12 protein-coding genes and 1 pseudogene are annotated in these 15,804 nt (G+C 53.6%); 6 read left to right on the top strand and 7 right to left on the bottom strand.

The features are described 5' to 3' along the window. Nucleotides 1–22: 22 nt before the first annotated feature. From BED41_RS09250 to BED41_RS09230, 5 genes are all read left to right on the top strand, one after another. Entirely contained in the window at nucleotides 23–1,594 is a 1,572-nt protein-coding gene (locus BED41_RS09250) for a BCCT family transporter (RefSeq protein WP_066745150.1), read from the top strand. A 24-nt stretch (nucleotides 1,595–1,618) separates the two neighbouring features. Then, entirely contained in the window at nucleotides 1,619–3,136 is a 1,518-nt protein-coding gene (locus tag BED41_RS09245) for an HAL/PAL/TAL family ammonia-lyase (protein ID WP_066745148.1), read from the top strand. A gap of 98 nt (nucleotides 3,137–3,234) precedes the next feature. Further along, a complete protein-coding gene (locus BED41_RS09240) occupies nucleotides 3,235–3,714 on the top strand; it encodes a (2Fe-2S)-binding protein (RefSeq protein WP_066745146.1) in 480 nt (159 codons plus the stop codon). Beyond that, on the top strand, nucleotides 3,711–5,954 hold the full coding sequence (locus tag BED41_RS09235; RefSeq protein WP_084002377.1) for a xanthine dehydrogenase family protein molybdopterin-binding subunit: 2,244 nt from the start codon (nucleotides 3,711–3,713) through the stop codon (nucleotides 5,952–5,954). Before BED41_RS09240 ends, BED41_RS09235 begins: the two co-directional genes overlap by 4 nt. Before the next feature lie 9 nt (nucleotides 5,955–5,963). Further along, nucleotides 5,964–6,911: an FAD binding domain-containing protein gene (locus BED41_RS09230; RefSeq protein ID WP_066745141.1), complete on the top strand. Its 948-nt coding sequence runs from the start codon at nucleotides 5,964–5,966 to the stop codon at nucleotides 6,909–6,911. Nucleotides 6,912–7,375: 464 nt separating this feature from the next. On the opposite strand, the pseudogene BED41_RS09220 reads toward BED41_RS09230, so the two are convergent. The 7 genes and pseudogenes from BED41_RS09220 to BED41_RS09205 form a co-directional block, all read right to left on the bottom strand. Beyond that, nucleotides 7,376–8,616, bottom strand: a pseudogene (locus BED41_RS09220) (IS256 family transposase). Nucleotides 8,617–8,680: 64 nt separating this feature from the next. Continuing rightward, a complete protein-coding gene (locus BED41_RS16465) occupies nucleotides 8,681–8,821 on the bottom strand; it encodes a hypothetical protein (protein ID WP_157102314.1) in 141 nt (46 codons plus the stop codon). 224 nt (nucleotides 8,822–9,045) lie between these two features. Then, nucleotides 9,046–9,231 carry a cysteine-rich KTR domain-containing protein gene (locus tag BED41_RS16165; protein ID WP_084002376.1) on the bottom strand — a complete coding sequence of 62 codons (186 nt, stop codon included), beginning with the start codon at nucleotides 9,229–9,231 and terminating at the stop codon, nucleotides 9,046–9,048. A gap of 36 nt (nucleotides 9,232–9,267) precedes the next feature. Beyond that, entirely contained in the window at nucleotides 9,268–9,852 is a 585-nt protein-coding gene (locus BED41_RS09215) for a DUF6144 family protein (RefSeq protein WP_066745135.1), read from the bottom strand. An 18-nt stretch (nucleotides 9,853–9,870) separates the two neighbouring features. Then, the gene (locus tag BED41_RS09210) at nucleotides 9,871–10,425 is read right to left on the bottom strand and encodes a CGNR zinc finger domain-containing protein (RefSeq protein ID WP_066745127.1); all 555 of its coding nucleotides are present in this window, start codon (nucleotides 10,423–10,425) and stop codon (nucleotides 9,871–9,873) included. A 433-nt stretch (nucleotides 10,426–10,858) separates the two neighbouring features. Then, complete coding sequence (locus BED41_RS17010) at nucleotides 10,859–11,131, bottom strand: TraM recognition domain-containing protein (RefSeq protein WP_437177026.1); 273 nt, start codon at nucleotides 11,129–11,131, stop codon at nucleotides 10,859–10,861. A gap of 73 nt (nucleotides 11,132–11,204) precedes the next feature. Further along, entirely contained in the window at nucleotides 11,205–14,261 is a 3,057-nt protein-coding gene (locus BED41_RS09205) for an ATP-binding protein (protein WP_066745124.1), read from the bottom strand. 304 nt (nucleotides 14,262–14,565) lie between these two features. Here BED41_RS09205 and BED41_RS09200 point away from each other — a divergent pair, with 304 nt between their 5' ends. Further along, the gene (locus tag BED41_RS09200) at nucleotides 14,566–15,801 is read left to right on the top strand and encodes an aromatic amino acid lyase (protein ID WP_066745121.1); all 1,236 of its coding nucleotides are present in this window, start codon (nucleotides 14,566–14,568) and stop codon (nucleotides 15,799–15,801) included. Nucleotides 15,802–15,804: the final 3 nt, after the last annotated feature.

Below are 15,804 nucleotides of genomic sequence, written 5' to 3'. Positions count from 1 at the left end.
AAAAACAAAGGAGGATGTTCTTATGGATTCTGGAAAGTCTTCAAACGAGGATATGAAGAGGGCGATACGCTGGGAGGTATTTATTCCCGCCTACCTCGTAGTCGCGGTGGCGGCCATCGTCGGCATCGTAAACAAAGATATGCTCACGAAAGCCAGCAACATGTTCTTCTTCTGGTCTCTCGACAGCTTCGGGTGGCTCTATCAGATCTCGATCATGGCGAGCTTTGTCCTTGTCGCATTCGTCACCTGCTTCTCAAAGATCGGCAGCATGAGGATAGGCGGCAAAGACGCCAAGCCAAAGTACGGTTTCTGGACCTGGTTCGCGATGGCGCTCACCGGCGGTATTGCGACGGGGATCGTCACCTGGGGCGTCAACGAGCCTGTAATTTACTTCGGCAACGTCTGGGGGGAGCTGAACACCCTCGGAATCGAGCCGGGAACGACCAACGCGGCGATCTTCGCGATGGCCCGTACATACTATAACTGGACCTTTATACCTTACGCCATCTACGCGATGTGCGGCCTGCTCGTCGCCTATATCTATTACCATAAGAGGGGGAGCCTCACGGTAACCGCGACGCTGAAACCGCTCTTTGGCGACAAAATCACGACCCCAGTAGCCTCGGCGGTCATTGACACCCTTTCGATGCTAGCGCTGACGATCGGCCTCGCTACGGGGCTTACGATGTGCATCACGCTAACCGTCACCGGGCTCAAAAGCGCCTACGGTATCGCCGAAAGCCTGCCGCTCTTTATCGGCATCGGCGTGGCGATCATCTTCGCCTTTACCTTCTCGACATATGTCGGCCTCGACAAGGGGCTGAAGATAATAGGCAGCCTCAACGCCTGGTTCTATTACGGGCTTATCGTCCTGCTGTTCGTCACCGGGCCGACGCTCTACATACTCAGGATAGGCACGGCGGGGCTCGCCACCTGGATGCACAACTTCTGGCTCTGGGGCCTTGACCCGATCGATATCGGCGGCGCGGCGCTCACCCGTTCATGGACGCTCTTTGACTGGGCCTTCTGGGTCGGCTACGCCCCCGTTACCGGCATCTTCCTTGCCATGCTTTCATACGGCAGGACGGTGCGTGAATACATGATTGTCAACTGGGTCCTTCCGTCGATATTCGGCATCATCTGGTTTGCCATCTGGGGTGCGAGCGCGATGCACATGCAGGCGACCGGCGCGGCGGACCTTGTCGGCGCGATCAACAGCGGCGGCGCGGTCATGGCGCTCTGGGAATTCCTCAAGCACCTGCCGTTCGGAATCGGCTATGTCGTGCTGCCGGTAAATATTCTGGTAATCCTCGCCTCCTTCATCACCTGCGCCGACGCGACGCTCACCAACATCGGCTCGATGTGCGTGCGCGACGTCCCCATCGGGACGGAGCCTCCGGCAAAGATGAAGATGATATGGGGTATCTCCGTCGGTATTGTCGCGATAATTATGGCGGCCTTCGGCGGCGGCGCGCAGGGCGTCGACGGTGTCAAAGCGCTTGCAGCGGCAGCCGGTTTCGTAGTGCTCTTCATCTTCGCCGTACAGGTTGTCGCCTTTGTCAAAGTATTCTTCGTGGATAAAGTCCAGGAATAACTCGGGAGAGAGGGGATATTTTTGATGAAAATAGTTCTTACGGGAAACGACCTGACTGTCAGCGACGTATGGGAGATTGCGGTAAACGGAGCGCAGGTGGAGATCAGCCCCGAGGCCGAGGCAAAGCTCGAAGCCGCGCGTAAATTGGTATACGAACTGGTAGACGCCGACGTCCCCGTCTATGGTTTCAATACCGGGGTCGGCTGGAACAAAGACCATAAAATAGCGAAAGAGTTTTTTGAGGATTTCAACCGCAAGCTCATCTACTGCCATTCTTTCGGCGTAGAGCCCGAGGCATCCGAGGCCGAGGTACGTGCGATGATGGCCGTCAGGCTCAACTGCCTGCTGCTCGGCTATACCGGGATACAGCCGGCGGTCGCGCGCCGTTATGCTGAGCTGCTGAACGCGGGACTGCACCCCGTAGTTCCCGAAAAGGGTTCCGTCGGCGAGGGTGACCTGACGCCGCTCGCGCATATCGGCCTAGTGATGATCGGCGAAGGAGAGGCCAATTATAAGGGACGCCGGATGAGCTCCGCCGAGGCGCACAAGCTCGCCGGACTTGATCCGGTTGTGCTCGGCCCGAAGGACGGGCTTGCGATCGTCAGCTCCAGCGCCTTTTCCGCTGGTGAGGCGGCGCTGGCAATAAAAGAGCTGCGGGAGCTCGTTGACATGGGGGACATAATATCCTGCCTGTCGCTTGAAGGCTTCAACGGCAACACCTCGCCGATTGAGGCCGGCGTTATGGCGGCGCGTAAGATGGAGGGGCAGGCGAAGAGCGCGGAACGGATGCGCGAATATCTCGCGGGCAGCGACATCTACGGAACCTATCCCGGAAAGCCAGTACAGGACCCTCTCTGTTTCAGGGGCGCTGCCTATATCAACGGCTCGCTGCGCGACGCGCTTGAATACGCCCAGAAATACCTCTTCATACAGATGAACAGCACGGATGACAACCCCTGTCTGCTGCTTGACGAGAGGCGGATCATCTCAAATTCCAATTTTGAGACTACGACACTTGCCACGGCCATAGAGATGCTCTCCATCGTCCTGAGCCACGTGTCGCGTATGTCCTGCTATCGGATGCTGAGACTGGTGAATCCGGAGCTGACGAAACTGCCCCGTTTCCTGAGCCATGACGGCGGTCAGTCGCACTGCTTCGGAACGATACAGAAATGCTTCGCCTCTCTCGACACGGAGATACGCCATCTCTCAAACCCATGCTCAGTAGACTACCTCTCGCTCTCCGGTTCGATAGAGGACCACGCGAACAACACGCCGCTGGTCGTGCAGCATCTGCGTCAGATCGTGAAAAATCTCCAGTACATATATGGAATGGAGCTCATTCATGCCTGCCAGGCGATAGAGCTCCGTAAACGGCAGGGGAAATTCAACCTTGGCAAAGGCACGGCCGCCGCGTATGAGGCGTTCCGTAAGGAGCTTCCGCTTTACACCAACGACCGTCCGCTTGCGCCTGATGTCAAAAAGGCTTACGAGTTCGTCAAGAGCGCGGCACTCCTCAGGAGCGTTGGCGAGGCGCGGTAAGCATCCGCAAAAGATAACTGTTACGAAGGGGGCGGGGCGGTTCCGTCCATGCCCCTTGGCTTTATACGGCAAGATTTTATTTTGCGAGGAAGAGAGTTATGGATTACAAAATAGAGATATTCCTGAACGGAGAGAGCTGTTCTTTTGCGGTCTCCGAAGATGAGACGCTGCTGGATACGATACGCGTAAAGGCCGGACTGGAAGGATGCAAGCGCGGCTGCGACAGCGGTGAGTGCGGCGCCTGTACCGTGCTCCTTGACGGCCAGCCGGTAAACTCATGCTCTTACTTATCCGTCCAGGCCGACGGCAGGTCGGTCGTCACCATAGAGGGGTTAACGAAAGGAACTGAGCTCCATCCTGTACAGCAGGCCTTTTATGACGCTGGAGCCGTTCAGTGCGGCTACTGTATCCCCGGAATGGTGCTCTCGGCGAAGGCTCTGCTCGATAAAAATCCGGCGCCGTCGTCGGATGAGATACGCAAAGCTCTCTCGGGAAACCTCTGCCGCTGCACCGGTTATACGAAGATAGAAGAGGCGGTGAAGCTCGCCGCCGAAAGACTTGGCGGAGGGGCAAGATGATGGAGAGGAACTTTGCCGTTGTCGGACATCCGGTGGTGCGGCTCGAGGCGAAAGAGAAATTGACGGGGCAGGCAGTTTATACCGACGATATGACGCTGCCCGGAATGGTATATGCCGCCGTCGTCAGAAGCCCTTACGCGCGCGCCGTCGTTACCGGGATAGACCTGAGCGCCGCGGAATCCGTACCGGGCTATGTCGGGGCGCTGCTGCCAGACGAAGTGCCGGATACACTGTATAACTGTTCGGGGAACCCGCCCTCCGCGCTGCTCCTGAAGGATGAAAAAATCCTTACGAAAGAGCCGAAGTGCGCGGGTGACAGGATACTCTGCATAGCGGCGGAGACGCCCGAGGCCTGCCGCGAGGCCTGTGAGAAAGTGATATTGGAATACAGGCCGCAAAGCCCGTTTTTTACGATAGACGAAGCTTTGAAAAAGGGGGCGGAGCCGCTTCAGCCGCATCTCTCGGAAGACAACGTTATCTGGAAGAGGGAGGTCAAAGAGGGCGACACCGGCGAAGGCTTTAAACAGTCGGATATCGTTATTGAGGGCAGTTTTTTTATTCCTCCAATGCAGCATACGGCGATCGAACCCACCGTATGTATCTGTGACTTCAGCGACGGGCGCGAGCTTACGATATGGAGTAATTCGCAGACCGTATTTCAGGAGCGGCGGATAATCAGTGAGCTTGTGGGCATCCCTGAAAGCCGGATACGCATCGTGAAACCGGCTGTCGGAGGTGGCTTCGGCGCGCGCCAGCAGCTTCATTCGCAGCCGGTGGCCGCGCTCCTGTCGCGGAAGCTCAAACGTCCGGTCAAGATCGTCAACAGCCGCGAAGAGGAGCTGACCTCCACCGTCGTGAGGCACGGAGCCTCCGCCAGCGTGCGCCTTGGCGCTATGAACGACGGCAGCATGACGGCTTTCTACGCAGACTATAAACTGAATACTGGCCCCTACACGACGCACGGGCCGACCGTCCTCTGCGCAGGCGCGAGAAAATTTCAGTACGCCATCCCGCATTACTTTTTTGACGGCAGATGCGTGCTCACCAACCATGCGACGGCGGGGGCGTTCCGGGGATACGGCAACATGCAGCTCGCCTTCGCGCGTGAGGTGATGATAGACCGGCTCGCGCTCAGGCTCGGTCTCGACCCGGTGGAGCTGCGTCTCAAAAACCATGTGGCGGTCGGCGGCCATTTCCCTGGTTCGGAGCAGTCCGTCACGAGCTGTGAAATAAAAGAATGTGTGCGGCTCTGCCTTGAAAAACGCGAGGAGATAGACGCGGCCGAGGGCGTTACCGACGATGGCGAGATCACTCAGGCCTGGGGCGTGGCTTTTGCCTGCCACGGCTCCGGCCCTTCCTCTAAAGAGGGGCTGAGCTCCGCGGTCGTGAACGTCAACAGCGACGGCAGCGTCGAACTGCTTGTCGGCTCCGCGGATATCGGCCAAGGCAGCGAGACGATGCTTTCGCAGATCGCCGCCGAGACGCTTGGCATTCCGCTCGCGGAGGTTTCGATAGCGGCCGCCGACACAAAGATCACGCCCTACGACACAGGGACCTTCGGCAGCAGCCAGACCTTCATCTGCGGCACCGCGGTTCGCCGCGCCTGCCTCGACGTCTATGAATCGCTGAAAAAGCTGCTCTCGGAGCTCTCCGGCGAGATGGTGTCGCTCTGTGACCGGAGCTTTTTCATCGGAAAGGAAAAGCTGGATTTCCGGGCGGCGGTGAAGCTGGCTATGTTCCACCAGCGCGGCGGCGTCATAATCGGCAGGGGATGCTACAAGGCCGACGCCTGTCCCAACCCGTTCTCCGTCTGCATGGTTAAGGCGGAGTACCACCGGAGCATAAACGCGGTACGCCTGCTGCATCTCATCGAGGCGGTGGATGTGGGGACGCCGATCAATCCCCTGACGGTGGAGGGGCAGATCGAGGGCGGCGCGGCGCAGGGAGTTGGCTACACGCTGACGGAGCAGATCGAAATAAATAATATCGCGAAAAAGCCGCTCTCCACAGACCTGCTGCACTATAAGATACCGCTGGCCTCCGACCTGCCGCGTATCCACGCGCTCATCGCCGACGGCTACGAGCCAGTGGGTCCCTGCGGCGCGAAGAGCGTTGGTGAACTAAGCACGGTACCAATCGCGCCCGCGATAGTGAACGCGGTGTCGCGCGCGAGCGGGCGCGAGATAAGCAGGCTGCCGCTCTGCGAGGAGTTCCTCGTGCTGCCGAATGTGACGGAGTGAGGCGAAAAAATGTATATAAAGATCAAATCCCTTGCGGAGATAGAGGAGCAAAAACTTGCGGGGCGTTTTATCGCGGGCGGTACAGACTTCGTGCCGCTGATGAAGCTGGGGCTTAAAAGCCCGTCCATGCTGATCGACGTGACGAATATTCCGGAACTTTGCGGGGTAAGCCTCTCCGATAAAGAGATATCGATCGGCGCGGCGGCGACGCTCACGGAGATCGCCGAAGATGCCGCGGTCCTGCAATACCTTCCAGCGCTCGCGCAAAGCGCCGAAAAGACCGCCTCATTACAGATAAGAAACGTGGGTACGATCGGCGGCAATCTTATGCAGGACCGGCGCTGCATATTTTTCAATCAGTCCGCCTCCTGGCGCAGTTCGCTGCCGAAGTGCTTCAAGGCGGGCGGCGATGTCTGCCTGCAAATCAGGAACTCTCCGTTCTGTCGTGCCATATACTACTCGGACACCGCCACCGCGTTAGTACTCTACGAGGCCGAGGCGGAACTCTTGAGAGAGGGGCGGCTGGAAAGAGTGCCGGTTACGAAGCTGATCGCAGAGCACAGCACCGCGAACGGTCTATATGCCGAAGAAAGCGGCCCGCTGCTCGTGAGGCTCCATATTCCGCTGCCGCCCGAGGGCGAAAAGAGCGGTTTTCTGAAATACAGCGTTCGCTCGTCGATCGACTTCCCGCTCGTGAACTTCGCGCTGCGCCTCTCTGGTGGAACCCGTCCGGCGATGGCCGTCGCGGGAGCGGTCGCCCCGGCGCCGCTTGTTTTAGAAAAGTCATCGCGGCAGCTTGACGAATGCAGCGCCGACTCAGAAGTCTGGACTGAAGAGGCGGTAAAAGAGATAAAAGCTGGCGGCGGTCTCATCCGTGAATCGGTCGTGCCGCCAAAGGTGAAGCAGATGTCCTACCGGATGATCGGAGAGCTGCTCCGAAAACTTAACGCTGCTTAAGCTGCCTGATGTACCATTTAAGTGCCTCCTTCTTGGGATATCTCAAGAAAGAGGCACTTTTGTTTCTGTCCTAAGGTAAACATCACTTGACAATGTACAACTAACCATAGAATGAAATGTGATGGATAAATCGTCAGATTTTCCATTCAATCTGTATGGTGTCACTTGTGGCTCTGATACAGGAGACAAGCCCATCAACGACTTGCCGCCTATCGTTAAAGCTGATATGCTCCCATTTATCCAGATAGCCGGAAATGCGGTTTGCCTGTTCGGGAGAAACGCCCTCGGCGGTCAAGTCTGATATGGATTTCATAAGGGCGTGTGAAAAAAACTCTGTAAATATGGACCTTCTGTGAGAAATCCAATACAACTAGGGCTAATAACGATCCCTGTATAACAAAATTATCAACCTATTAAGTGGCCAGTGTCAATACAAACACTGGCCGCTTTTTATTATTCTTAGCCTATTCAGGCATCCGTCCTTCATACATTACAGCTAGTTCACCAAGGATACTGCGCCAGTTCCTAACTGGCATACTCCATTTCTTGGTTGCTTCAAAAGTAGCAAGATATAAGGCTTTCAGAAGGGCGCCTGCGCTGGGGAATACGCTTCTTTGGCTGTTGAGCCTGCGATAGGTGGAATTAAGGCTTTCTATCGCGTTTGTCGTGTAAATGACCTTTCTTACCTGGCAAGAAAATTTAAATATCGGAGAGATCGTATCCCAGTTGCGCTCCCACCCCTTCACTGCATTTGCATATTTTAATCCCCACTTCTCAGCAACATGCTCCCTCGCTTCCAGCGCATGGGACTCGTCGGGGCTTGATATATTGTTTTTAGGTCTGCGGCAAATTCTTTGCGGTCTTTTTCAACCACATATTTCATAGTGCTCCTGACCTGATGTATAAGGCAGCGCTGGTATTCAGTCTGCGGGAACGCACTTTCTACTGCTTCGCGCATTCCGCTAAGGCCGTCTGCACAGAGAATGAAGATATCCTTTACACCACGGTTCTTCAGGGAATTCAGGACTGTCAGCCAGTATTTGGCGCTTTCATTTTCTCCCACCTGCAGACAAAGCACTTCTTTTATACCGTTGCTGTTGATTCCAAGTATTACATAGGCTGCGAGCTTCTTTACAGCGTTATCTTCCCTGACAGAATAATGAATCGCATCTATAAAAACAATGGGATAGACTTCGGAGAGTGCCCTGTTCTGCCATTCTTCGATCTGCGGCATTATCTTGTCAGTCACATCCGATATGAAGCCTTCTGAAACGTCGAACCCGTAAATATCCTGTATCGTTGCCGATATCTGACGGGTAGTCATTCCTTTAGCGTACATAGATATTATTTTCTGGTCTATCTCGGAAATATCTTTTTGTCGCTTTCTTACTATCTTAGGATCGAAGCTGGATTCCCTGTCCTGAGGAACGTCTATGCAAAACTCTCCAAAACTTGAGTTTACATGCTTTTGTTTGTATCCGTTGCGGTAGTCGCTGCCTTCTGAACGCTGAGATTTCTTATAACCGAGATGTTCGTCCATCTCAGTCTCCATCATCTCTTTAATCGTACCCCCCAGAAGATCTTTCAGCGCATCCTGGATATCCTTTGCAGATTTGATATCGTATTCCTGAAGTAGGTATCTGATGATATCTCTTTTCCCGTCTGTCATCTGAACTTTGTGAGTAATCTTCTTATCTTTTGCCATTTTAAAGGCCTCCTGTAAGTAATTTTAATTTATCACAGAAGGCCTTTTTGGGCGATTTCTTTATTTACAGAGTTTGTTTCATAGGCTCTTTCATAAGCTGCTGCCGCTTGGCATCCAACTCTTCAATCTTACTGTTCGCATAGGCCAGCAACACGGCGTTTGCACCTGTCAGTGTGTTCGGCAGACTTTCAATCTCGTTTTCCACCTTGACCACAAGTCTGCCGTTAGCTAATTACATCAAGCCGCTATGTTTCCATAACGGCCCAGCTCGTTGGTGGTACTGATAGGTAAAATGAACACGGAGATACCTTCTTAGTACCGCCATGTTATAAAAGGGTATAGATTACACCGCCCATACCTGTCTTTAAAAAACAGCGATCTGCTTTTGATAAATAAAGAGCCGACAACCACAAGATACATTCTCGTTGGCTATCGGCTCTGCGTCTTAGCGTCTGGCTCTGTGATAATTGAAGTATTTAATTGTTTCACATTGATAAGTGCCTCGCACCTACACTTTGGGCTAAACAGAGGGTAGTTTTTAAGTATCGTATCATCTGCCTTTATCCGTGTTTTGCTTCCACAAACAGGGCATAGCACCAATTTAAAGCTATTCATGGCGTTGCTCCCATCATATCCGGACAAGGGAGATTGTTATACCTCTATTTCAATTGTGCAGCGGCTATCCCCCATTTTAATTGACTCTATCAAATTACCGTGTACTTCTCTGCCCAAAGCGTAAGAAAATGTATCCTCACTATTTCCCAGAGTACAATAACACCATGCCTTTGGAACAACAGGCGAGATGTCGTTTAGGAAAGGACAAGTACAAGAGTAAAAATACTTATATATCTTTCCATTGATTAGTTCCACTGATGGCTTTCCCGGTTTATCTTCAAGTTTTTTTAGTTCAGCAACAAACTCGTCTAAAGACGATGCAGTTAAGTACAATTTCCGATATTGTTCCTTTCTGGATTTTGTCCGTTCATAAACCTCCTTGTATCCGGGTATTCTGACTTCTTTTTTTAACGAACAAACGCAGCCTTTGCGGACTTTTTTGACTGCTTCATCATTCATATTCGCATCCAATTTGTTCAATGTGCAACGCATCCAGTTTTCACGCTGCTTTGCATCGGCCTCAAGCGGAAGGCCCATTTCTTGTTCAATTTCTTTTGCCAAACTGTCGTAACCGTTCTCCGTTAAGCTACAAAGTAATTTATCTACCTCAGGATGTCTCATGTCTATGTTCTCCTTATGTTATTGTTCGGTTTGTTTTTGACGCTCTCGGTATCGGCGCACTTTCATTAGATTACCGCATATCTTGTGGTCGCACCAGCGGCGTGTTCTGCTTTTACTTTCATCATAAAAAATCCAACCACAATCTTTGTTTTCGCAAATCTTTATACGGGTTATGTCATACTCGCTTATCAATTTCGCAAATGAATATGCGGTACTCCAAATCACGTTAGCCCAACTGTCACACAAAGGTATATCTTGTAATACAAAATTTCCATCTTTATACACGAGCTTTATTTGGCAAGGTGTATTTTTCAATATTGAATTTACCTTGACCAATTCTTCAGCGCACAGCTTTGTATCAAGATTTAGGTATTTTACCGCCTGTTGCATGTTGTCGCGTAACTCTTGCAAAATTTTTAAATCATTTGACTGGATTGGAAATTTGACATCTAAATTCCATTTATCCACCAATACGTGTAACCAATTCGCATTATTCAACATATCCCTTCCCGGTTTTGCAAGATATTCCCCGAAACGATTGCTGTTAATTATATCCAGACACAATAACTCCATGATTGAACTTCACCCCCTTCCCTTGTTTATAATCATATCATAAGTAACTATTAATATCAATAATGATAGTTACAATATGCGGAGCTATAACTATCTGATACATCTCTGCCACTTCTTTTTTCACTTAGCAAGCAGGGCAACTGTGGCCATAGTTGCGATTTTTTGCGAAAATCTACTTGTTGGGGCCAGCCCCAAACCCGGTATGACTTCGGGCCAAATTGGCCCGAAGTCACGTCGTATCGTCCACACCGTCGAGGTCGTTATAATTGAGGATGTCCCCGTCCTCTCCCATGCGCTCGGCTGGAGTTGTCCACTTCGTAGGCCGCATACTGCTCGTTAGGGGTGGGGCGCATACGGCGGTTTATTAGCTTGCCGAGGCCAAAGGCGTTTTTCTTATTGGCCTAGGCGGTGTACTTGTGATTGGGGTGCTGCTTTAGGTCGTACTTGGGGGAAAGGAACGGCGGCAGGCCCCGGAGCTGCAAAATACACTTGTTCCCCGGCATGGAGGAAAGTTTACTGGGGTCATAAGCTCCCGGCCCAGCCGTTGGGTGTTTTGGTTGTAGCTCTCCGATTGCCCCCTTGTGCGCCCCTCTGTCTGCATGGAGATGGTGGCCTTGCCCAGCCAGTTTTCGGAAATCTCCTTGATGGTGTAGCTTTCCCGCCCGCCGAACACGTTGTCAGCCCTCTCGCACAGCAGATTGAACATCTGCGAAAATGCCAGCGCCACGATGAAGTTATAGGTGCTGTCAGTGTCCGAGATAATAAAAAAGAGCGCCGTTTTACAGCAGCTTGAGGTAGGCTTTTTCTATGGGGAGCGACAGCCGCTCCGTTACGGCTAGGGCCCTCTCCTTATAGAAGAAGACGTCTTTGTCGACCAGAGCGGCTAATGTATCGGCGCCCGGCCCCTTTTGCAAAAGATGTACCTTGATCTGCGCCGCGGCGCGGTCTGCAACGCAGCGCTCGTAATCGTTGTCGAGGCGCTCCGCGGATGCGCGCGCCTCCGTGAGATACTCCGCCGCTTTATCGTATTCGCCGCTCTCGCAGGAGGCAAGAGCCGAATAGGCGTAGGCCACGCCGCGATACCAGCGCAGGCGGAATTTATCGAAGAGCGAGCGCGCTCTTTTCAGGACGCGGCGCAGCCGCTCGCCGTCACACTCAAGCCCGGCAAGCCGCCCGTCCGCCAGCGACTGCGCGCAGAGCGTATAAAAGATAGCCGCTCCTCCGCGCAGCTCCGCAGCCTGGATGAGTTCCAGGGCACGCCTATGCCAGGCGTCCGCCGCCGTAAAATCAAACTGCCAGCGCTTCGTCTCGCCGAGCCAGGCGTAACAGGCGCAGATGGAGTAGCGGTACGTATTTATATCGTTGAAGGAGTCAAAGAGCGCGGCCGCCTCTTCCAGCTGCCAGATCGCCTCTCCGTAATCTCCCGCAAAGGCGCGCGACATGCCGCTTATGCGGAGCCAGGCCGCCTGCCAGTTTCTGTCGCGGTCCACCGCGGAAAGCCGAGTCGATTCCTCCGCAGTCCGCAGCAGCAGCGGTATCTCCATCCTGTCCATGCAGATGGAGCTCAGATGATAATTGGCATTTAATATATACCCGCGCTGAGCCGCCGTCGCGCAGGGGCCGTTGAGCTCCCGCACCTTCGCGATACATTCTCTGGCTCGGTCATATCCGAGATTATGAGTGTAATGCCTGGCCTGGAGCACATAGAACTCCGAGAGCAGCGCCTGTCCCTCTTCGTTCTGAAAGTGTACCGGGTTTGCCGTTATTTTTTGCTCTACACCGCGGAAGTAACTTTCGATGTTGCTCAGCTTGAGCACCGAGGCGCCGTTTTTACCGCTGAAGATCAGCGGCTGGGCGGAGTCGCCGCCGGTGGGGAAATATTCCTGCGTCATATTCAGGTAACCGATGATGTTCTTTATGACGTACTCGAGATATTTTTTTAAGAGAAGGCTCTTTTCAAAGTGATAGATAAGCTTTGGAAATATAAAGGCACCGTGAGCCTGGGCGGGCAGGGCGCTCTCAAAGTAAAGAGCCGTCTTTCCGTGCAGCAGCCGCCTTCTGAAAAGAGGGATGTTTTCATAGATATATTCCCTGATCTTCTGGTGGCTGAAGCGCAGGACGGCTCCGCCGGAGGAGGGCTCCTCACGAATGAGCTTTCGCGCGATCAGCTGTTCAAGGTTCTCTGCCATCTCTGCGGGTTCTATTTGAGAGATACGTGTCAGCGTCTCGAAGGCCGCGCCGTCAGGCATCATGGAGATCAGTTCCAGCGCATCGCGCGCCTTGCCGTTAATGGTGAGGATACGCTGGCGGATGACGTCGCCGAGCTTCGGCGTGAAGCCTGAAAAGGAGCCGCTGAGGGAGATGTTATTCAGCATTTCAGTTATGAAGAGCGGATTGCCCTCTGTTTCCTGAAAGATCGCGCGTTCAAAGGCGGCGTCTATCTTATGGCGCGGCAGGAATCTCTTCGCAAAATCGACGGTCTGCGCGGGCGTGAACCGCGGCAGCTCATACTCCTCCAAAAAACCGGCAAGTTTCAAGCCGTTTGTCAGGCTCTCCGTCTCAGCCGGCGCGTCGTTTCGGCACCCCATAACGAAGAGGATGGCGCGGTTCCTGTCAACGGTGACGATGCTGCGGATCAATGCGAGGCTCGCCTGGTCGGCCCATTGGATGTCGTCTATTTTTAAGATCAGGCGTTTGTCCGCGCAGTACCTTACCAGAGCCCTGATGAGAAAGTATTCGCGTCCCGAGGTGAAGAGCTCGTCTTTAGGCGCGACGACGGAATCGGGATCAGGGAAGAGCGATGCAACCGCCAGTCTCAGCGTCTTAGCCTCTTCCGTATCGTCATTGGCCGCGGAGATCAGCAGCTGTTCGAAAATGTCGAGCCACGGTTTCAGCAGAAAGTTCTCCTCGGCCTGATAGCACCGCGTGGAGATCAGCGCCGCCGCACCCGCCGCGCTGAGCAGCGCGCGTTCCATCAGCGCGCTCTTTCCGATTCCCATTTCGCCCTTTACCACTATGCTGGCGGCGGACGCTCCTTCTATGAAGCGCCTCAGCGTACGCGAGATACCGTTTATCTCTGTCTCCCGCCCATAAAAAAAACTTTCCTGCCCGGCGGCGGTACCCACGGATACAGTGGCGTTGGCGGGACGGTTCTTTATCCTACGCGCGAGCTGTGTCGTCTGTGGTTCCGGCTCCTGCGAAAGTTCTTCCCAAAGCAGCGCTTTTAGCTTTTCGTAGAGCTTCAGCGCCTGCCTCCCTTTCTTTTCCTCTTCCAACATAAGCATAAGATAACGATAGCCGCACTCGTCGTATTTATCAGCGCCGAGCAGCGAGCCGCAAAGAGAGCGGCAAAGGCCAAAATCATGCGCTCTGAAAGCGGCGGCCGCCCTCTCCCTGACCCGCAGGCAGTAGCTCTCTTTGATCTCCCGTGCAGTCATAGACGCCCAGTCGCTGAACGCTTCATTTTCTTTCAGATAAAAATCACGCAGAAAATCATCCCAACAGGCCGCTTCGCCGTCTATATAACTTTGAAGGTCGCTTGCTACGCGGCGTTCTCGATTCAGCGCCACCGTCTGTCTCGCCGGTTCTATGATGAAATCGGTGCCCAGCTGTTTTCTGATTATATAAATGGTGTTGCGCAGATTTGCTTTGGCGTTTTCCTCAGTGCACTTAGTCCCCCAGAGAATGTCGCAAAGCTTTGTCTTGGTGGCGGAGCCGTTGACGGCGAGATAATAGATCAGCGCGTCAGCCTGACGGAAGGGTAGTCTGATCGCGGAGCCGTTGACGTCGATCTTCGGTATGCCCATCATTTTGATCCAGATCTCTCTCGTGTCCATCGAAAATTCCCTTCACTGAGTTTCCTTTGGCCTATTTTTTACCGCTTCGTTCATGGCTTTCATTTTATCTTGAATGGACATTTGATGTAAATGCGGCTGTAGGCAGAACGTCTGCGCGGCGTCAAAAATTTACGCCGCGCGTCTTACGGAACGCTGTTTTTTATGAAAATTCTATAAAATTTAGATGGACTCTTCTTAAAATATATCGCATACCAAGGCTGAAACGTCTGTCACGCGGAAAATGGCGGAAGGTGGGCGGGCCTAAATAATATGGCTGGACATTATTTTTTGGAGGTGCGAAAAGTTGGAAAACTTGCAGTGGATCGACGATATCCTGAAGGTTCGCCGCGGCGGCCTGCGGGAACCGGCCGTCAACACGGAATGCTGCACAAAGAGGGAAACCCTTTCCGAAGGCTGCGTCGCCGTTATTATGGAACTTTTAGCGAAGGGTGCGGCGAAAAACGGCTGTCTTAAGCTTCAAAAAGCCGCCGAATATTTTATGAACGGCTCACAACTGCCCGATCTGTCATTCGAGGATGCGGATGAGGGGACGGTAGCGGAGAGCCTCGCCGAAGCGTTGGAAGAAGTTGGAAAACTTCCTGAAGCAGAAAGGGATTTTATCAAAAAAAGCAACTGCGTCACACTTGGGATGGCGCTGTATATCTGCGCCATTGCGGGGCGTGCCATTAAGACCGCCGATATCGCGGTATCGATGAATCTTGAAGCCATTCGCGGAGAGCTTGGAGCCTTTGACAAGAGGCTCCATGAATTGGGACGTCCATATCCAGGACAGATCGAATCGGCGGAGAACGTGCGCCGCATCACGGCCGGCTCCAAACTTACCACAGACGAGGGACGCTACGCCTTCGGATACGACAAAAAGCCAAGGGTGCAGGACGCTATCTGCGTGCGCGCGACGCCGCAGACCCACGGCGGCGTGCGCGATATTTTCCACTGGTGCGTGGAGCAGGTCGTCAAAGATTGGGATGGCCGTGCGCATGAGCTTTATCGGACGGAATACGCTATGGACGCGCTCGCGACGGCGCTGGCGGATCTGGCCCACACCAGCGAGCGCCGCAGCTTCCGTCTCTGCGACACCCGCCTCTCGTACGGGCTGCCGATGAACCTCGTTCCCGATGAACTGGGTATCAACTATGGCTTCCCCATCATACAGTCGACTCAGGCCGCCGAGACTGCGGAGCTGAAACTTCTGGCGCTGCCGGCGGCGGCGATAAAGAGGACGGACGGGCCCCTGGCCTATTATTCAGTGAGCAAACAGTTTGAACTCATTAAAAAGCTGAACCGCGTGATGGCTGTGGAGATACTGATGTCGGCGCAGGCGCTCGACATAGTGAACGCGAAGATCCCGGAATTTACCTGCGGCGCGGGTACAGCGGCGGCGCACAAATGTCTGCGCGGAAAAATTTCCATGATGGACGAAAACAGGTTCGTCGCGCCGGATATGATCACGGCGGAAGGGCTGACGGCTGACGGAACGATCCTCAGCGCGGTGGAAGCCGCTATCGGAACATTGAAGTAGGAG

The organism is Cloacibacillus porcorum (genome assembly GCF_001701045.1).
GTDB classification, from domain to species: Bacteria; Synergistota; Synergistia; order Synergistales; family Synergistaceae; genus Cloacibacillus; species Cloacibacillus porcorum.
This window is presented reverse-complemented; position numbering and strand designations above follow the sequence as displayed.